This is a genomic window from Lapidilactobacillus salsurivasis (assembly GCF_054785215.1).
Genome location: NZ_BAAABI010000003.1, coordinates 47,027 through 65,102, shown reverse-complemented (window position 1 = coordinate 65,102; position 18,076 = coordinate 47,027). Strand labels below are relative to the sequence as shown.

The 18,076-nt window shown below is 50.8% G+C and carries 22 protein-coding genes; 10 read left to right on the top strand and 12 right to left on the bottom strand.

The genetic code is table 11. The features are described from left to right. Positions 1-35: 35 nt before the first annotated feature. From ACYVSB_RS04335 to ACYVSB_RS04315, 5 genes are all read right to left on the bottom strand, one after another. Positions 36-974, bottom strand: a complete 939-nt coding sequence (locus tag ACYVSB_RS04335) for an aldo/keto reductase (RefSeq protein WP_461218561.1) — start codon at positions 972-974, stop codon at positions 36-38. A gap of 11 nt (positions 975-985) precedes the next feature. Beyond that, positions 986-1,345, bottom strand: a complete 360-nt coding sequence (locus ACYVSB_RS04330) for a hypothetical protein (protein ID WP_461218560.1) — start codon at positions 1,343-1,345, stop codon at positions 986-988. A 136-nt stretch (positions 1,346-1,481) separates the two neighbouring features. Then, complete coding sequence (locus ACYVSB_RS04325; RefSeq protein WP_461218559.1) at positions 1,482-1,712, bottom strand: hypothetical protein; 231 nt, start codon at positions 1,710-1,712, stop codon at positions 1,482-1,484. A gap of 61 nt (positions 1,713-1,773) precedes the next feature. Further along, complete coding sequence (locus ACYVSB_RS04320; RefSeq protein WP_461218558.1) at positions 1,774-2,634, bottom strand: hypothetical protein; 861 nt, start codon at positions 2,632-2,634, stop codon at positions 1,774-1,776. Positions 2,635-3,101: 467 nt separating this feature from the next. Next, positions 3,102-3,329, bottom strand: coding sequence for a hypothetical protein (locus ACYVSB_RS04315; protein ID WP_461218557.1), 228 nt, complete (start codon positions 3,327-3,329; stop codon positions 3,102-3,104). Positions 3,330-3,540: 211 nt separating this feature from the next. Here ACYVSB_RS04315 and ACYVSB_RS04310 point away from each other — a divergent pair, with 211 nt between their 5' ends. Beyond that, positions 3,541-3,765 (top strand): hypothetical protein, encoded by a 225-nt coding sequence (locus ACYVSB_RS04310; RefSeq protein ID WP_461218556.1) that lies wholly within the window; start codon positions 3,541-3,543, stop codon positions 3,763-3,765. Between the two features lie 157 nt (positions 3,766-3,922). Further along, on the top strand, positions 3,923-4,192 hold the full coding sequence (locus ACYVSB_RS04305; protein ID WP_461218555.1) for a hypothetical protein: 270 nt from the start codon (positions 3,923-3,925) through the stop codon (positions 4,190-4,192). Here ACYVSB_RS04305 and ACYVSB_RS04300 read toward each other — a convergent pair. Then, positions 4,142-4,837 carry an EAL domain-containing protein gene (locus ACYVSB_RS04300; RefSeq protein WP_125601762.1) on the bottom strand — a complete coding sequence of 232 codons (696 nt, stop codon included), beginning with the start codon at positions 4,835-4,837 and terminating at the stop codon, positions 4,142-4,144. The two genes, ACYVSB_RS04305 and ACYVSB_RS04300, sit on opposite strands and share 51 nt — an antisense overlap. Positions 4,838-5,039: 202 nt before the next feature. Here ACYVSB_RS04300 and ACYVSB_RS04295 point away from each other — a divergent pair, with 202 nt between their 5' ends. After that, positions 5,040-6,440, top strand: coding sequence for an FAD-dependent oxidoreductase (locus ACYVSB_RS04295; protein ID WP_461218554.1), 1,401 nt, complete (start codon positions 5,040-5,042; stop codon positions 6,438-6,440). 319 nt (positions 6,441-6,759) lie between these two features. On the opposite strand, the gene ACYVSB_RS04290 is transcribed toward ACYVSB_RS04295, so the two are convergent. Further along, the gene (locus tag ACYVSB_RS04290; protein ID WP_461218553.1) at positions 6,760-6,903 is read right to left on the bottom strand and encodes a hypothetical protein; all 144 of its coding nucleotides are present in this window, start codon (positions 6,901-6,903) and stop codon (positions 6,760-6,762) included. A 450-nt stretch (positions 6,904-7,353) separates the two neighbouring features. Here ACYVSB_RS04290 and ACYVSB_RS04285 point away from each other — a divergent pair, with 450 nt between their 5' ends. Both ACYVSB_RS04285 and ACYVSB_RS04280 read left to right on the top strand, forming a co-directional pair. Then, entirely contained in the window at positions 7,354-7,605 is a 252-nt protein-coding gene (locus ACYVSB_RS04285; protein WP_461218552.1) for a hypothetical protein, read from the top strand. Between the two features lie 98 nt (positions 7,606-7,703). Then, complete coding sequence (locus ACYVSB_RS04280; protein ID WP_461218551.1) at positions 7,704-8,927, top strand: A/G-specific adenine glycosylase; 1,224 nt, start codon at positions 7,704-7,706, stop codon at positions 8,925-8,927. A 246-nt stretch (positions 8,928-9,173) separates the two neighbouring features. Here ACYVSB_RS04280 and ACYVSB_RS04275 read toward each other — a convergent pair whose 3' ends face one another. Next, positions 9,174-10,592: an aldehyde dehydrogenase family protein gene (locus tag ACYVSB_RS04275; protein ID WP_461218550.1), complete on the bottom strand. Its 1,419-nt coding sequence runs from the start codon at positions 10,590-10,592 to the stop codon at positions 9,174-9,176. A 367-nt stretch (positions 10,593-10,959) separates the two neighbouring features. Then, the gene (gene abc-f, locus ACYVSB_RS04270) at positions 10,960-12,465 is read right to left on the bottom strand and encodes a ribosomal protection-like ABC-F family protein (protein ID WP_461218549.1); all 1,506 of its coding nucleotides are present in this window, start codon (positions 12,463-12,465) and stop codon (positions 10,960-10,962) included. Between the two features lie 24 nt (positions 12,466-12,489). On the opposite strand from abc-f, the gene ACYVSB_RS04265 reads away from it, so the two are divergent. The 3 genes from ACYVSB_RS04265 (at position 12,490) to ACYVSB_RS04255 (ending at position 14,254) form a co-directional block, all read left to right on the top strand. After that, positions 12,490-12,894 carry a hypothetical protein gene (locus tag ACYVSB_RS04265; RefSeq protein WP_461218548.1) on the top strand — a complete coding sequence of 135 codons (405 nt, stop codon included), beginning with the start codon at positions 12,490-12,492 and terminating at the stop codon, positions 12,892-12,894. Between the two features lie 82 nt (positions 12,895-12,976). Continuing rightward, positions 12,977-13,231, top strand: a complete 255-nt coding sequence (locus tag ACYVSB_RS04260) for a hypothetical protein (protein ID WP_461218547.1) — start codon at positions 12,977-12,979, stop codon at positions 13,229-13,231. A gap of 549 nt (positions 13,232-13,780) precedes the next feature. Next, the gene (locus tag ACYVSB_RS04255; protein ID WP_461218546.1) at positions 13,781-14,254 is read left to right on the top strand and encodes a GNAT family N-acetyltransferase; all 474 of its coding nucleotides are present in this window, start codon (positions 13,781-13,783) and stop codon (positions 14,252-14,254) included. Between the two features lie 259 nt (positions 14,255-14,513). Here the strand turns inward: ACYVSB_RS04255 and ACYVSB_RS04250 are convergent, their stop codons facing one another. Both ACYVSB_RS04250 and ACYVSB_RS04245 read right to left on the bottom strand, forming a co-directional pair. After that, positions 14,514-15,701: an NADH-dependent flavin oxidoreductase gene (locus tag ACYVSB_RS04250; RefSeq protein WP_461218545.1), complete on the bottom strand. Its 1,188-nt coding sequence runs from the start codon at positions 15,699-15,701 to the stop codon at positions 14,514-14,516. An 80-nt stretch (positions 15,702-15,781) separates the two neighbouring features. Then, entirely contained in the window at positions 15,782-15,958 is a 177-nt protein-coding gene (locus ACYVSB_RS04245; protein WP_461218544.1) for a hypothetical protein, read from the bottom strand. Positions 15,959-16,256: 298 nt separating this feature from the next. On the opposite strand from ACYVSB_RS04245, the gene ACYVSB_RS04240 reads away from it, so the two are divergent. Then, positions 16,257-16,424 carry a hypothetical protein gene (locus ACYVSB_RS04240; RefSeq protein WP_461218543.1) on the top strand — a complete coding sequence of 56 codons (168 nt, stop codon included), beginning with the start codon at positions 16,257-16,259 and terminating at the stop codon, positions 16,422-16,424. 98 nt (positions 16,425-16,522) lie between these two features. Here ACYVSB_RS04240 and ACYVSB_RS04235 read toward each other — a convergent pair whose 3' ends face one another. Next, positions 16,523-17,164 carry an SDR family oxidoreductase gene (locus ACYVSB_RS04235; protein WP_461218542.1) on the bottom strand — a complete coding sequence of 214 codons (642 nt, stop codon included), beginning with the start codon at positions 17,162-17,164 and terminating at the stop codon, positions 16,523-16,525. Between the two features lie 328 nt (positions 17,165-17,492). On the opposite strand from ACYVSB_RS04235, the gene ACYVSB_RS04230 reads away from it, so the two are divergent. Continuing rightward, positions 17,493-17,891 carry an iron-sulfur cluster biosynthesis family protein gene (locus ACYVSB_RS04230; RefSeq protein ID WP_461218541.1) on the top strand — a complete coding sequence of 133 codons (399 nt, stop codon included), beginning with the start codon at positions 17,493-17,495 and terminating at the stop codon, positions 17,889-17,891. Positions 17,892-18,076 lie beyond the last annotated feature (185 nt).

Below are 18,076 nucleotides of genomic sequence, written 5' to 3'. Positions count from 1 at the left end.
TAATGGGCTATTTTGATATTGCTGGGCATTAACGATCAGCGGAAAATTTGATCGATCTGTTGATACTCAGCGGCGCTCAAATTGATTTTAAGCGCGTGGGCATTGCTGACGACCTGCTTGACCCGTTTAGCGCCGGGGATAACCACGGCGATGGCGGGATTCTGGATGTACCAAGCCAGCACAACTTGGGCAATCGTCGCTTGGTGCGCCGCCGCGATCGGCGTCAATTGGTAGATCTGCGCGATGATCTGCGCAAAACGAGCGCCCTGAAAATCAGGATTATCATGGCGAATATCATCGGCGGGGAAACTAACGGCCTCGTGATACTTGCCGGTCAGTAATCCTGACGCTAGTGGGAAGAAAGGCACAAACGAAATTTGGTGAGCTTGCAAGTAAGCGAAGCGCTCCGTTTCTTGGTCGCGGTGGAGCAGGCTATATTGCTCTTCATCCACATCGACTAGGCCATCCTGATTGGCCTCTTTTAATTGAGCCAGCGAGAAGTTGGACACCCCGATCGCTCGGATCTTGCCTGCTTGTTTCAGTTCGTTCAGGGCTTGGACCGCTTCATCCTTCGGGGTATGCTCATCGGGAAAATGAATGTAGAACAAATCGATGTAATCTGTTTGGAGCCGTTGCAAACTTTCCGCCACCGCTTGCTTCAGAAAAGCGGGTGAATTGTCGATGGTCATCGTCCCATCGGCGTGGACATGCTGGGCTGCCTTGGTGGCGATGACGATTTTGCTGCGGTCATAACCCTTGATTGCCTCGCCGATCAGGGTTTCCGAAGCGCCGAGCCCGTACGCGAAGGCCGTGTCCAATAAATTGATGCCATTATCCAGGCCGGCGCGGACAATCGCCCGGCCCGTTTCATCGTCTAATCCTGGGAAAAGATTGTGACCGCCCACCGCATTGGTGCCTAAGCCTAATGGGGTAGCGTTGACCGTCGATTGACCTAATTTGATTGTTGCTACCATGAAACATCCTCCTAACTTTTTCCAAGTGTAACTGCCTTTAGTATAACCTTTTCTGACGCTAAACTTGCGGAATTTGCTTGTTTTTGTAAAAGTATGATGGCCGCAGCTTGCGCTGCGAAATTCGGGGTGAGCTCGCTGTGGGCGCTGTTTTGAGCCAATCCGCAAAGTGCGCGGCTTGTCTCAAAATCAGGCCTTGTCCTAAGCGGCAAAGCCGCCAAGGACAATTTCACGGCGATCTCACCCCGAATTTCTCCGCTCCAGCCGCTCAACGTTATAACAGCCGGTTGAGCACTCTCGCCAATTGGCAAGCTATGGTCAATTGATGGGGAGTCACGCAATTGACGACCGTGGCTTGTGGTTACCAGCCTCAAATTGGTGACACCGGCGCAGTCTGTCAGATGAACCAAGGTAAGTTCTTGATGACTCAGCTGAATCGGTCGATTTCCACCCGTGAATTGTCTAGGGAACAGGTAAAGATGTCCAATCAATGCAAACTGTACCGACCTACTAATCCCAATCCGTTGGCATTGCTGTACCACCAAAAAAATGGGCAACTGTTTGACCTCTAGCTTGCAAAACCACTTCGTTAAATCCTTCGCTTCGATTGCAGATAAGCTCAATTCTGCCTAGCAACCGCCTCAGGACGTGTGGCTCAGCGGTGAAATTGTCCTTTGCGGCTTTGCCGCTTAGGACAAGGCTCGATTTGAAGACAATTCCCGCTTTTGGAATTGGCTTCAAACGATGCCCACCGCGTTCGAAACAGAGTGTGAACCGACCCGGGTAGCTCCTGAGCATTAGCCTAGCAATTGTTTTGGAAGCCGTACTTTGCTTCCGGAACAATTGCGTAGCTAAGCGCAGGGAGCTGGGTCGGTGAACACGTTTCCAGCCACGACAAACGTCCTGAGGCGGTTGCGTCCACACCCAAACCCATCACAACTGCAATCAAAGCTATTTTTTTCGCCATTGGACTCAAATGTTGCCAATGCCACACCAAACTAGTGCCTAAGTACAACAATAGGCCCACGCTAAAACCAATGATCTGAGTGATCGTGCTAAGTTGGTAGGGGTGGTGAAACAGCGGGGCCGCTAGCAACGCGGGCAACAAATTAACCAAAAGCAGCCCGCCGATCAAGCCCTTGATCAGCCCGCTCAGCTTACCTAGCCGTTGCGGGGGAAGATTTTGAAAGCTCCACATGAGCAGCAGGAAGAGGCATAAGGCGCAAATCACGGGGGTGGCGCCAACTTGAAGCGTGCGGAGGCTGGCGTAGTCGAAATAAGGATCGTTCAGGGGATGCCGCCGTGGCCGTAGCGCGTCCTGTAAGGCGAAGCGCAAACCGGCCAATCCAAGGCTGGAGAGGATGCCGGTGACGGGAACCAGCCAGGCGATGGTGCGGTGACCTAAATAATCTTCGCCGATCAACACTAACAGACCGCACACCAATAATTTCCACCAGCCCCAATGCCCGGTGTAAAGCCAAGTCGCGGTGATCAAACGATAAAATTGATGTTGTCCTAATTCATTGATCGTCCCTCCGAGTATGCGGTTGATTTGGCTCGAACCAAGACCGCTGACCAGTGGCGCTAAAATTGCCAGCAAGCCGACAACCACGTAGATTAGAGTGACCGGAAAATGTTGCCAGCAAGCTTTGAGAGTTTTCACTTTGCTCATCTCCAGTGGGTTGATTCTTGGATTCAAGCAAAGTATCGCATGATTCAAGTCGATGAGTTAGTGAAATAAACCGATAGGCCTTAATTTCTTGTCTAGCCAGGCGGTCAGCCTTCAATCCCATAAGAAACAGTTAGCCTTGTGATATTCTCAGGCAATTTTTGCCGCCTGTTTTCCGGAAAATGACGATCGAGGCGCCAACAAAAAAAGCCAGTTCCCAGTAACAATTGGGGACTGACGCTGATGATTGTTTAGTGATGTCGCCTAGATCGAACTGAGCCCCACTAGCCAAGGTCATTAGTTGTGCGCTATTGAAACGTGTTCCACACAACTGACTTTTCCGCTTAACTACGCCAGGCTTCTGGAAGCAAAGCCCAGCCGCCAAAATAGTTGCTAGGCAGAATTGAGCTGATCTGCAATCAAGGTGAAGGATTTGACGAAGTGCTTTTGCAAGGTAGAGGTCAAAACAATCGTCCCTTTTTTGGTGGTACGGCAATACCAACTGATCCGTGCTTGATTGCCGGTGTGGTAGGGTTTGGATGGGAACGCAACCGCCTCAGGACGTTTGTCGTGGCTGGAACGCGGTGGGCACTGTTTTGAGCCAATCCGCAAGCCCGGCGGCTTGTCTCAAAATCAGGCCTTATTCTAAGCGATAAATCGCTAAGAATAATCTCACCGCTGAGCCACACGTCCTGAGGCGGTTGCTAGGCAGAATCGAGCTCATCTACAATCGAAGTTGGGTATCTGACGAAGTGGTTTTGCAAGCGAGAGGTCAAAACAATTACCAATTTTGGAGTGGTACAGCAATGCCAACGGATTTGGATTAGGAGATCGGGACACATTGTGTGAGCTGAACATCATTATCGCACTTGAACGGATTCTGGTTGGAAACCGACCGATGTGGCAGATTCATCGAGAATCTGGTCTGTTCATCAGACAGACTGCACTGGTGTCACCAATTTAAAGCTGGTACCCACTAACCACGGCCATCAATTGCGGGGATCCCCATCAATTGGCAATAGATTGCCAATTGGCGTGAGTGCTCAAACGACTGTTAAAACGTTGAGCGGCTGGAGCGGAGAAATTCGGGGTGAGATCGCCGTGAAATTGTCCGGTTCTTTCTAACGTTTGGCGAATGGCCTGAAAATTTCTCGATAATCGAGAGGCTTGCTTCCGGAATTTGAGAAATTGCAACACGCAACATTAGATAATAGGTTGGCTTGATGTGGCCATTTATTTCCTATCGCTCCAATTAATTTAGTTGGCGTATTTATTCGTCGTCATGAAAGCTGCTATATCAGTGTTGATCGCGTCTTCGCCAAAGTTTAGAAAGAACCAATTGTCCTTGGCGGCTTTGCCGCTTAGGACAAGGCCTGATTTTGAGACAAGCCGCGCACTTTGCGGATTGGCTCAAAACAGCGCCCACAGCGAGCTCACCCCGAATTTCGCAGCGCAAGCTGCGGCCAACATAGAACCACACACACCGCCCAGCCACCTAAGCTTAGCTACGAAGCTGGTCGTTGGTCAGGTCGTCCTCGCGCAGCTTGAATAGATGGGGCTTGCCGTAGAAATAGCCTTGGCGGATCGCGATGCCATAGTCGTCGGCCATTTCATCTTCGGCGTCATTTTCCACGCCTTCCAAAATCAGGCGGAGTTGGTATTCCTTGGCGATGGCGATCCATTGTTGCAACTGGGCGCTGATTTCGTTCTCGCGGTGTTCGGCCCGGAAGTTCTGCATCGCGACTTTGATCTCGGCGGCAAAGGGCAGTAGCGGCTCGATGTGATCCAACGTGTTGACCCCAGTGGCCACGTCGTCCAAGCTGATCTCGATGCCGTGGTCATTATATTCGACGATTTTCGGCAGGAGTTGGGCCACCCCCACGCGGTCAGTGGGTTCCTCGGTCACTTCGACGGTGAGCACGATCGGATAGATTTGATGCTGGGTCGCGATCAAGGCAGCGCTGATGTCATCATTAATAAACTGAGTGCGGTTCAAATTAAAGGAGATCGATTCCACCTTGAGCGCTAACTCCTGCCCGACTTTGCGCAACAGATCGGTTTGGATCGCGATCGGGATCGAGGCGAAGTCCTTGGGCAATTGCCAGCGGTCGCCGCCCCATTTGCGAATCAGCATTTCATAGCCGAAAACAGAATTGGCGAATTTGTTGAATTGCGGTTGGATAAAATAGCGATACATAATAGCTCCCCCAATCGTCAACCCTGTTGATAGGGTATAATAAGTCTATCCACGTTTGCGCGGAATGCGGTATACTAAAGATAATTGTACTACAAAAAGTAAGAACGGGGAATTGATTGACCCAAGTTTGGCCAAAACGCGGCAAGAATTAGGGCCGCTACGCGCAAGCCGGTTAGACCAATTCGCCAGAGGGGGATCCAAAATGAAAGTTGTAATTGTCGGCTGCACGCATGCGGGAACGATCGCAGCGGCGCAGATTTTGAAAACACATCCAGAAACAGAAGTGACGATCTATGAGCGAAATGATGATATTTCGTTTCTTTCCTGTGGGATTTACCTATACCTGGGGGGTAAGGTTAAGAACTTGGAAGACATGTTCTATTCGTCGCTGGAAGAATTGCAGCAACAAGGCGCGGATATCCGGACCCATCATAATGTTCTCAGCATCAACACCGTCAGCAAACGCCTGCGCGCCGTCAACATCAAGACGGGGGAAATGATCGATGACTCTTATGATAAGTTGATTATGTGTACCGGTTCAACCGCGGCGGTTCCGCCACTTTCCGGGATCGACGAATCCAAGGTACTTTTGTGCAAAAATTTCCAACAGGCACAAGAAATCTACGAAACTGCCCAGCATAATCATCGGATCGCCGTGATTGGCGCTGGTTATTCGGGCACCGAGATTACCGAAAGCTACGCCCAGACCAACCATGAAGTGTTGTTACTGACCTCAGGCGCGCAGGTGATGCACCACTACATCGGCCCAGAAATTTCCGCTAAGGTCACGGAATTGTTGGAGGCGCACCAAGTGGAGATCCACTTGAACCAGCGCGTTTCAGAATTCACCAGCGACGAAAAGGGCGACCTGTTGATCAAGACTATGTCAGGTGAGGCTTTCAGCGCTGATTTGGCGATTGTTTGTACGGGTTTTGTGCCGAGCACGACGTTGTTGCGCAATCAAGTGCAGATGGATCGGCATGGCGCGCTTTTGACCAATAAATTCATGCAGACGTCCAACCCAGATATTTACGCGGCGGGAGACAGTTGCGCCGTCCGCTTCAATCCCACCGGTCGGCCGGCGTACACGCCATTAGCCACCAACGCGATTCGGCAAGCGGTCTTAGCGGCGACGAACATCTTCGGCAACACCATGCCTTACATGGGCACGCAAGCCACATCGGCGCTGCAACTGTTCGATTACAGCATCGCCACCACTGGCCTGACTTACAAATACGCGCTGCGCAACGGCTTCAAAGCGCAACAAATCATTTATGAAGACACGTGGCGCCCAACTTACATGCCCACCACCGACAAAATCAAGATCGTCCTGATCTATGACCAAGAAACCCGCCGCATCCTCGGCTGTCAATTGATCAGTAAACACGAGATCGCCCAATCCGCCAATACCATCTCCTTGGCGATCCAAAACGACAACACCATTGATGATTTGGCCTACGTGGACATGCTGTTCCAACCCAACTTCGACTATCCGTTCAATTACCTCAACCTCGCCGCCCAAAAGGCCATCGACCAAGAACGCGAAGCCGGCCGCGACAACCCACGCTTCACTGCCTTGGGTAATGACGTGCCGCGTCCATAACGGGGTTTGCGGTTCGCGTTCAGTGACAAAAATCGCGACCACTCAATCAGAACCATCCTCCTCGCTGGCCAGATAAGCAAATAATCAAAGCTTATCTGGCTGGAGAGGAGTTTTTGCATGGGCGGAAATGTGGGGAGCGGGGCGTTTTCGTTATCAGCCGGTCTTGTCGCGCTTCTTGGATTTGCGGGCGTGGGTTGACTATTATGAGGACGGCGATCCATTCGTGATAGAAAAATGGCAAGTCAAATGAAGATAGCAAAAAAGCTGAATCGTTGGTGACAATTCAGCTTGGAACCAATTCTGAAATTTGTGTCCGAAACTAGTCGCGACAGTGAACCACACACTTCTTAGTGTGTACGGTACAACTGGTCGTTTTGACTTTAGCGACGTTCTCATATTCTTTCCGCATCGGTAAATGATACAGGTAGGTCACTGTATCGCTGCTACAATCCGTCGTGTTCATTCGTCGTTACCTCCTTATTGTCCTGCATCCGCGGTTCTAAGTGGGTGAATCCCAAGTACTTATTGATTTCTATTATAATTGTTATGAGATTAATGTCAATATCAACGTTATTCTAATGATGACGTTGCTTTGAACGGCGAGATCATTGATCCAAGCCTAGTCGATCAGGATTAACAAGCTGATCGCGATTCTAATTTTGGCAAGAATCACGGAGCGCAATCACGCGACGGAGATTAATTATTCAGATATTGACCACCCAATTGTGGGATTATCTCGACTGGATCGCCCATAAACGCTAAAATTATTTTTTAATTACTGGGGCTTGAAGCGTACTAGGACACCGTTTTCACCGAATTCTTCCAGATTCACCAAGAACTTGCCTCAGTTCATCAGACTGACTGTCCTGGTGTCACCAATTTAAAGCTGGTAACCACTAACCACGGCCGTCAATTGCGTGGCTCCCCATCAATTGACAATAGCTTGCCAAATGGCGTGAGTGCTCAAACGGCTGTTATAACGTTGAGCGGCTGGAGCGGAGAAATTCGGGGTGAGATCGCCGTGAAATTGTCCTTGGCGGCTTTGCCGCTTAGGACAAGGCCTGATTTTGAGACAAGCCGCGCATTTTGCGGATTGGCTCAAAACAGCGCCCACAGCGAGCTCACCCCGAATTTCGCAGCGCAAGCTGCGGCCAATCTACTTTAAACCAGAATAAGCAGTCCCAACCACACCAGTTTTTTTGCAAAAGGCGGAAAATTCGGGTACGCTTAGCGCAGTATTCAAGAGAAGTGGGGCAGCAGAAAATGAGTAAGACACAAGCAACCGTAGCAAGAGCAACCATAGAAAGTTTGGCCGACCATTATTTGACCTGGTCACCCGAAAAAATCGCCGCGTTCCGCCAGACATTGTTGCGCTGGTACGACACCGAGGGCCGCGACCTGCCTTGGCGCCAAGATCAAGAGCCGTATCATATCCTCTTGAGTGAAATCATGTTGCAACAAACCCAAGTACAAACCGTGATCCCATACTACCAACGCTTTTTGGCGGCGCTACCGACGATTCAAGATTTGGCGACGGTGCCGGAAGAACAATTGTTGCAATTATGGTCAGGGTTGGGCTACTATTCCCGGGCCCGTAACTTGCAAAAGGCGGCGCAACAATTGGTGCATGACTACGCCGGTGTTTGGCCGCGCACAGCCGCCGAATTGGTCGATCTGGCTGGCGTTGGGCCCTATACTGCCGGCGCGATCGCAAGTATTGCTTTCGGTGAGGCAGTGCCGGCAGTGGATGGCAATGCTTTTCGCGTCTTTGCCCGTTTGTTGGAAATCGACTTGGATATCACCAAGCCGCAGACGCGCTTGGTATTCAGCGCGATCATCGCCCGCTTGATCGACCCGGCGCGCCCGGGCGATTTCAATCAGGCGATCATGGACATCGGCACCCGTTACATGACCGCCAAGAATCCAGATGAGGCCCAGTCACCTTTGCGCCGTTTTGATGCCAGCGCGGCGGCAGGGACGAGTTTGCAATATCCCGTGCGCCAGAAAAAAGCCCGGCCGGTGGTCCAGCATTATTTCGCCTTGGCGATCCATAGTCCGGCGGGGTGGCTCTTGTTGCAGCGGCCGACCACGGGGATGTTGGCGCGGTTGTGGCTGTTCCCCTTGTTGGATCAAGATGAGCTGTTGAGCACAAATCAAGGAGACCAGTCCGGACAAAGTCAGCTGTCGCAAACCCAATCAGAAAAAACTGTTGCTAGCGAACAGGCGTTATTGGCGGCGGTGACGACGGCGTGGCAGGCGGTGAGTGGGTGGCCGACACCACTCCCGCTGCGTGATCCGCGTTTGCCGCTGGTCAAGCACACCTTTACCCACCGGCAGTGGCAATTGCACTTATTGACGGCGGAGTTGCCGCAGGTGCCCGATTTGGCCAATTTGCCCGGCCGTTGGTTCGCGGCGGCAGATTTCCCCACGGCGGCCTTGCCCACGGTCCAGCGGAAAATGTTGCAAGCGCTGGCCTTGCCTAATTAGGGTTGGCCGTGAGTGGCTAACACCAAGGTTGTAAAAAACGACCGCCCAAGAAATCGAATGGCGGCGTTCAAAGTCGGATCATTCAAAATTTTAGGCGAGCGTCAGTGCTGCGCCGCAACGCAAAAGTCTGGGTCAAAGCTGTTCTCCCTAGAAAAACCTCCCAGCATACTAAAATGTGCTTTAGTATGCTGGGAGGTTTTTTGCCAAGGCGACAATTACTGCAGTCGCTTAAGCGGCTGTGTTCTCCTAATATTCGTGTAAAACATCGCGGATCTCGTTGATCAATTCGTGGGGCCGCCGGGTTGCCCGGGCGACGGTTTTGATATTCAACAAATCGAAGTCGGTCAAATTGTGGGAGATCGAGTTTTTGCCGTAGGAACCGGTGCCTAAAGTCAGGGAAGGGGTCAGCTTGTTGAAGAGACCGCCGATGCCGCCTAGGGAGCCAGGGGTGTTGACCAGGATCCGGCAAGCGGGCATCATGGCGCCAAAGCGTTCGATCAAATCGTTGTCTTGGGAGTGGACGACGGCAGTGTGGCCTAAGCCGCCGTAATTCAACAGTCCCAGGCAAATACTGAAGGCGGCTTGCTGATTATTGGCCACATACATGGACAAAACCGGGGACAACTTTTCTCCGGAAAGGGGATAGTTGGGGCCGATGCCGGCGATTTCGCCAATCAACAATTTGGTGTTCGCGGGGACTTTGATACCGGCCAAGTCAGCGATACGGGTGGCGCTTTGTCCGGCGATCGGGCCGCGGACGGTGTGGCGCGCCGGATCGATCACGGTGGCGCTTAACTTGGCCACGTCGGCTGGCGCCACGAAAAAGGCGCCTTGCCGCTGAAATTCTTGTTTGACCGCTTCGAGAACGTCGCGATCGACGACAATGCTGTTTTCCGAGGCGCAGATCATGCCATTGTCGAAAGTCTTCGACATGATGATGTCAGCGACGGCGTTGGCGATGTTGGCGGTTTTCTCAATGTAGGCCGGCGCGTTGCCGGGGCCGACACCCATCGCTGGTTTGCCGGTGGAATAGGCGGCTTTGACCATGCTGGGGCCGCCGGTGGCCAAGACCAAGTTGACTTGCGGATGGTTCATCAACGCGGATGTGGCCGCAATGCTTGGTTGCTGAATCCACTGGATCAAATTCGCCGGCGCTCCCGCGTTGACCGCCGCCGTGGCCAAAAGTTGACAGGTGGCGCTGCCGCATTCTTGAGCTTGGGGATGCAAGCCGAAAATAATCGCGTTCCGCGTTTTCAAAGCCAGCAAAATCTTGAAAATCACTGTGGAAGTGGGATTGGTCACCGGCGTTACCCCGGCAATCACCCCTAGTGGTTCTGCGATTTTCTCCAAACCATTGTGGCCGTCGCGACTGATCACGCCTACGGTTTGGTCGTCTTTGATCTCATTCCAAATGTATTGACTGGCATAAATATTCTTGATCGCTTTATCCTCAGCGTTGCCTCGCCCGGTCTCCTTGTAGGCGAGAAAGGCCAATTCCTTGGCGTGCCGGATCGCGGTGCGCACGATCGCGGCGCAGATCGCGTCCACTTGCGTCTGATCGTAATTCTGATATTGCTTGAAGGCCACCACCCCACGGCTGACCAATTGGTTGATCGCGTCGTCGACACTGGGCGCGCTGATTGCTGTCGTCGCTAACTTAGCCATTTTCAACATCTCTTTCAAATTTGTTCAGGTTCTGACAACTTCATCCTAGAACGAATGAAAACAGATGTAAAGCGTTTGAAATCCACTGGTACAGGGGAAAATCAGCGCTTTTAGAATGCTGACCCAGCCGAATGATCACGACTATTTCTGTAAATAGGCTGGCAACAAGCCGCATATTTCAGAAAGATAGTCGCGTGTGGCACCTTTGAAAAGTTGCGAGAAAATATTTTTGGTACAGAAAACAGAACAGTTCGGGCTATTAGGCCAGACTGTTCTATATCAGAAAATTCGATTAGATCGGCTTTGGATCAGGTAGATCGGCTCAGGATTGGGAGCGGTGGTCGGTACATTGGCCCCGTCCGCCGCGCTAGGATTGCGGGCGAAGCTGGATGACTTGGTCGGTGACGTGGGCGATGAAGTCCTGGTCATGTTCGATCAACAATAAGGTGGGCTGAAAATCGGCGATCAGTTGTTCCAATTGTTCCTGATTGAAAACGTCCAAATAATTCAGCGGCTCATCCCATAAATACAGTTCCGCCGGTTGCGCTAGGGATTTGGCCAACTCGACTTTCTTCTGCTGGCCCATGCTCAACTGCTCGATTCGACTGGAAAAGGCGTTGCGCGGCAAGCCCAGCTTATGCAGGTTATTCAAGAACAGCTGGTAATCCAAGCGCTGCGATTCAGCGAAGTCGGCCAGCGAACCGCGGTTATCTTGATAATCCTGCCGCACCCGACTGATCTTGAGCTGATTTGACATTTGGAATTCACCGCTACGGATACCGCGGAACTCGCCTAAAAGTGTGCGGATCAATGACGATTTACCCACGCCGTTGGGACCGACCAGCGCCAATTGTTGGCCGCGCTCCAATTGGAAACTGACCGGTTGAAATAAAGGCTGATCCTTTTCATAGCTCAATTGGAAATTTTTCACTGTCAACAAGTTCTTGCGAAAAGTCGGTTGAAAATTAATGCCCAAGGGATCAATATATTCGATATTTTTCAGGAGCGTCTCTTTTTCGCTGATCTCTGTTTCCATCCGATGTTGGAGATTCTTCGACCGTTTCATCGTCCGGGCGGCGCGGGCGCCGATAAAGCCGGTATCGCCGATCGCGCCACTGTTTTTGACGTGTTGTTGCCCGTATTTGTCTTTCTCACGGGAATGGGACCAGGCCGCCTTTTCCGCCGCGGTTTGGCGCAAGCGTCCGATATCCTTTTTAAGTTTGCTATTTTGCGCCTGTTCGTAATCATCTTGTTGCCGCTTTTGCTGCTCGTAACTGCTGAAATTCCCTTGCATCAAGGTCAACTTGGCCTTATCAATGGCCAAAATATGGTCGGTCGTTTCATCAATGAAATGACGATCGTGACTGACCACAATGAACCCCTGCTGTTTCTGGCGCAAATAGCGGGCGACTTGTTGGCGACTTTGCAGATCCAAGTGATTGGTCGGTTCGTCGATCAGCGGGTAGTTGGTCGTATCCGTGAACAACAACGCCAACAAAACCTTCGTCTGCTCGCCGCCAGACAGGTCAGCAAAAGGCCGCCACAGCACGCCTTCATCCACTTGCAACAAGTTCAATTCCCGCTGGACCTCCCACAATTCGCTGGGCGACAGGCTCTCAATCAATTGGTAAGTCAAATGTGTTGGGTCGGCGATCGTTTGCGGAAAGTAAACGAAATTCAGCGGTTGGTTGATTTGCCCAGAAAAAGGGAGCTGATGTTGCAACAACTTCAGCAGGGTCGTTTTCCCCCGGCCGTTGCGTCCGATCAGGCCTAGTTTCCAGGTCGATTCTAAATTTAAGTCGGCGTGGTCAAACAAGAGCGTGCCTTGTTGATCGTAGCCGAAGGTTAGGTCTTTGATTTCAATTTTGGACATAGATTGATCACCTCGGGATACTTTTTGAAAAATGCGATTCTATTTATTAATGTTCGTTTGATTGCAGTTGTGATGGGTGTCGCGCGTGAGCGCAACCGGCTGGGACTGCTGTTGCGGACTGGAACGTGGTGGGCATCGTTTGAAGCCAATCCGCAAAGTACGCGGCTTGTCTTCAAATCGAGCCTTGTCCTAAGCGGCAAAGCCGCCAAGGACAATTTCACCACTGAGCCGCGCAGTCCCAGCCGGTTGCTGAACAGAATTGAGCCTATCTGCAATCAAAGTTGGGTATTAGGCAAAGTGGTTTTGCAAGCTAGAGGTCAAACAATCACCCTTTTAGGGTGGTACGGCAATGCCAACGAATTCGGATTTGTTGGTTGGGACAGTTTGCATTGGTTGAATATCTTTACCTGTTTCCTAAACAATCCTTGAGTGACGACCAATTCAACTGATTCATCAAGATCATGTCCTAGTTCATCAAGCAGGTTGTACTGGTGTCGCCAATTTAAAGCTGGTGACCACTAACCACGGCCGTCAATTGCGTGGTTCCCCATCAATTAGCAATAGCTTGCCAGTCGGCGTGAGTGCTCAACCGGCTGTTAAAACGTTGAGCGGCTGGAGCGGAGAAATTCGGGGTGAGATCGCCGTGAAATTGTCCTTGGCGGCTTTGCCGCTTAGGACAAGGCCTGATTTTGAGACAAGCCGCGCACTTTGCGGATTGGCTCAAAACAGCGCCCACAGCGAGCTCGCCCCGAATTTCGCAGCGTAAGCTGCGGCCAATCTCCCTACAGGCAGTAATCACCAATCAGTCTGCGCAGGGATCATGCTAGCAAGGTTTTATTGTGGCAAATTGGACACAAAAAGAGACCACACCCTTGAGCACTAAATCGATCCAAAAACGCACAGAGAACCCCCTTGTTGTTCAACAAGACTGTTTAGCTCAACTGTTGTTTTGAATTAATTTAGATTCTCAACGGCATGATCCCTCATTTCGACATTTATAATACGCCCAGTTTAGCGCATCAACTGACTAATTGTCAACACTAAGTTTCCCGCAATTAATCCTGTGCTGCGGTTCGTTATAAGGACTTGAAATAAAACCACTAAAAAAGAGAGCACCGGGCAAGCCGATACTCTCTAAGGAATCACCCATTAATGGGGTTCCACGGAATCACCCTCGAAAGGGGTTCCAATATATATAGTATAATACCAATCAACCAGTTTGGCTAGGATTAAGACACTTTTTCGCCAGATGTGCAAAAAGCTGATAAATTTGATATGGTTAGTTCGACCAAATAATCAGCGAAAAGAGAGTCCCATGGAAATATACACCCAGCGCTGCCTGATTCGTCGCTTTCAGGAAAGTGAGCTCGCTAGTTTTATGGCTTATCACAATGATTTGGAGTGGATGCGTTATCAAGGCCTGAAAGGGTTGACGAAACAGGCTTACGCGGACATTTTGCTGAGCGGCGAAGATTTGCCCAATGGCGTCCAGCTGGCGATTATTAACCGCGAGACCGGCGAGACCGGCGCGTTGTTGGGCGACATTTATCTCAAACAAGCGGATGATAGCTGTTGGCTCGGCTATTCGATCCGCCGAACCGAAGCGCGGCACGGCTACGCTTTTGAAGCGGTCAGCGCGGTAATCCAGTGGCTCAAGGAGCAAGGCATCACGACAATCAAAGCCGAAGTCGCTCGAGCTAACTTGCCCTCGCTAGGGCTGCTCAAGAAACTAAATTTCATCGATCAAGCATCCACGGGCACGGAATTACTCTTGACATTGCACCTTTAGAAAAAAACGTGAAGGCGTTGGCAACGAACCCATCACCGGCGCCTGATCCAGGGTTAGCTATCGCCATTCATTCACGTCCAAACGCCGACAAAAAACGCCAAGCAACTAGTCTTGACGTTTTTTTAAATGCTGGAGTAATCTTAGCGCGTGTTAAATGCTTGCTTGGATTTTCAGCGTTTGCTTAAATGCTTGCTTGATTTTGGCACTTTTTAAATGCTGACTAACATAGCACTTTTTCAAGCGTTAATTGGTCTGAACGCTATTTGCCGCCGCTAAGATAGTGGTCGATCCGAGCGTTGGCGGCAGCTTGGTTGACATCCTTGGCAGTTGTCAGTGGAATGCCGTTTTCACCGCTGAGGGCGATCAAAATTTGCAGGAAAGGCGGCTTGATGCCCAATTCGTCTAAATCATCTGGCGAGATCGCGTAGCGGATCGCTTGCTCGTCATGATGTTCGACTTTTTGGACCCATTGTGGTTCGCGCAAGCTCTGGCGGCCGATCGCGACCAAATCGAAAGCTGTAGCGGCTTTTTCCACATCGGCAGGCGTTTGCAGGTCGCCGACCACGATCAGCGGCATTTTCCCAGCCAAGTGCGCCTTGATCGTCTCGTTCAGTGGGGTGGTGATGCTTGGATCGTTCAGCGATTTGCGCCAAACACTGCCCATGGAAACGTGGAGATAATCCAGAGGTTGATCCTTGAGCACATCGATAAACTTCAAGGTGTCCTCAAACGTGATCCCTGGCTTCTCGATTTCTTCAGGCGAGATCCGATAACCGATAATGAACGGCTTGGTCGCATATTCGTCCACGACCCGATTGACTTCGCGAATAATATCCAAGGCGAAAGTCATCCGTTTCTCCACAGAACCCCCGAATTCGTCGGTCCGTTGGTTGGAATGGGGAGAGAAAAATTGCTGGATCAAGTAAGTGTTGGCGCCGTGAATCTCCACCCCGTCAAAACCGGCCAGAATCGCCCGGCGCACAGCCTGACCGAAATCGGCAATCGTCGCGTAAACTTCTTCTGTGGACAACGCGCGGGGCGTTTCCGAGCCTGCCCGCAACGCTGCGACCGCGCTGGCGCTAACCGGTTGTTGACCGCGGAGCACCTGGCTATTGGTCATCCGCCCAGCGCTAAAAATCTGCAAAACAGCCTTGGTGCCATTCTGCTGAATCGCATGGGCCAACTTGCGCAGACCGGGGATAAAGCGATCATCGGCGACACTGAGCTCACCTTCAAATCCCTTGCCTAAATCGTTAACGTTGGCCACGGCGGTGATGAACATGCCGACACCGCCAGTGTGAGTGCCGTAATAACTCAATTCGGCGTCGCTGACGCTACCATCATGGAAGCCCATCGTTTCCGTCATTGGCGGAATGACGACGCGGTTCTTCAGGGTAATGTCCTTATGCAAAAACTTGTATGGTTCGAGAAACTTGTATTCTGTCATGTCAAAGCCTTCTCTTTCCTTGGTTTTTTTTGGTAAAGCGTATTGCTGTGATTGATTGGAAAAATATGTGGTTCGATTCTTTATTCTGCGCTTGATTGCAGGTTTTTTGGTGGGTGTTGCGCGTGAGCGCAACCGGGTCGGGCCATTTGTGCGGCTGGAACGCAGTGGGCGTCGTTTGAAGCCAATCCGCAAAGTGCGCGGCTTGTCTTCAAATCGAGCCTTATTCTAAGCGGCAAAGCCGCAAAGAATAATTTCACTGCTGAGCCGCATGGCCCGACCCGGTTGCTAGGCAGAATTGAGCCTATCTGCAATATAGGCGAAGGATTTGACGAAGTGCATTTGCAAGTGTCGTGGTCAAACAATTCCAACTTTTTTGGGGTGGTACGGCAATGTCAACGGATTTGGATTAGAAGGCTGAGACATTTTGCATAGGCCGAACATCTCTGCTTGTTTCCTTAACAAGCCTTGGATGGAAAGCCAACCGATTCAGTTGATTCACTGAGAAGTAGGTTCGTTCATCAGGCGAATTGTACTGGTGTCACCAATTTAAAACTGGTGACCACTAACCATGGCCGTAAATTGCGTGGCTCCTCATCAATTTGCCATAGCTTGCCAGCTGGCGTGAGTGCTCAAACGACTGTTAAAACGTTGAGCGGCTGGAGCGGAGAAATTCGGGGTGAGATCGCCGTGTCGTTATTCTTAGCGGCTTGCCGCTTAGAATAAGGCTCAGCTTTGAGATTCGCGGGTTTTGCGAAGCTCAAAGTGACGCCCACAGCGAGCTCACCCCGAATTTCGCAGCGCAAGCTGCGGGCATCATACTTTTAATACCAAGCCGGCTTGTCGCCATCGGTGTTGGGCTTGTTGATGCCCACAGAGTGCCGCAGATTCTCCGTCGGATCATCGATCAGCCGCTTAACAAAGGCGGCCACACTCTTCCGTGACACTTCAGTCCCTTTGAAGTCCTCACCCTTTTGCGTCAATTCATAATCGATTTCATCTTTGTTGTCCAACCAAGCTGGCCGCACGATCGTATAATCCAAGTCGGACTTCTCAACTTGTTCGGCCGCCGCCGCGTAAAGTGGTAGGTAACCTTCATCCAGCTGTTCATGATTCCATTCACCGAACTTACCGGGAACTTCGTCGTAAATCCCCAAAGTTGAGATCCAGATCAACCGTTTCACGCCTAATTTGTCCATGACATTCACAACTTTGCGCGCTTGCACTTCGATCGTCCCGCCAGCCAAGTTGGCGTAGACCACATCAGCGCCGGTGATTGCTTTGGTCAGATCGGCTTCTTTGGTGGCGTCGCCTTCGATGATTTCCGCGTTGCCTGTGGCTTCATTCTTTAAACGGCCAGCGTTCCGTAAAAATAAGGTCAGGTCAACTTTTTTGTCAGCCAGTAATTGGGCTGTTGCTAAACGGGCGATTTGACCATTAGCGCCCAAAATAACGACTTTTGTCATAAAAATTACCTCCACTTTCAGTTTACACCACTAATTTTAAGTAAGTGGTCAAGCGAATGCAAGCAAATACACCTGTGTAGCGTTGATCATTTTGAGCAATTTATTTGTGGATGCGCTGGCGTGAAGAAGCGGCATTTGTGCATTTAGTTGGCGCGATCTCCTTGCCAAAAATAGTTAAACGTTGATCAACCCTTGATATTAGTGACATTTCGTCGCTCGGCCGGCTTACTTTTTTTAAGCAGTTCCATTGCAATCGCTGCACAAGACCGTTACAATGAAATAGTAAGAGTTGTGCACAACCCTTTTTGAAAGGACAAGGTGATTTAGGATGGAAATCAAAATCAAAGAGGCGGCTCAAACCTATTTGGCGAATAAAATTACCAAGGATGAGCTGGTGCTGCTAGCATTGGATGATGGCTCAAACAAGTTCTCAAACATGGGTGGCTCCTGTACGATCGGCGCTAAATTCCAGTTGGTTCTGGTGGATCAACCTGAAAATGGCTATGATCAAGCGTTGACCAATGAGCAGGGTCTCCATTTCTTTACGGGCAAGCCTGAGTTGATGTACTTGACGGATGGTTTGGCGTTAGATTTTCATAACGGTTTCTTGATTCTGCGCGACAACAGCGGCATCTTGGATAGCGCCGTTTCCATTACGCGTTATCAAGCGCCGACAACTGCCGAACTCAAAGAGAAAATGATGACTGACGGCGTGAAGAACTGCTAAACACCGCTGCTTAACGTCGTTTCATGATTTCAACATATTTTACATTTTACCAAACGCGGCCACAAATCGCGATTTCAGTCCCCCCCGACTGCTACGCGCTTCTTATTACCTGTTAGACACTTCCTCCCCCCCTGTGTTAACAATCTGTCGGCCGCGCTTTAAAAAGGAAAAAACTGATTCGAACC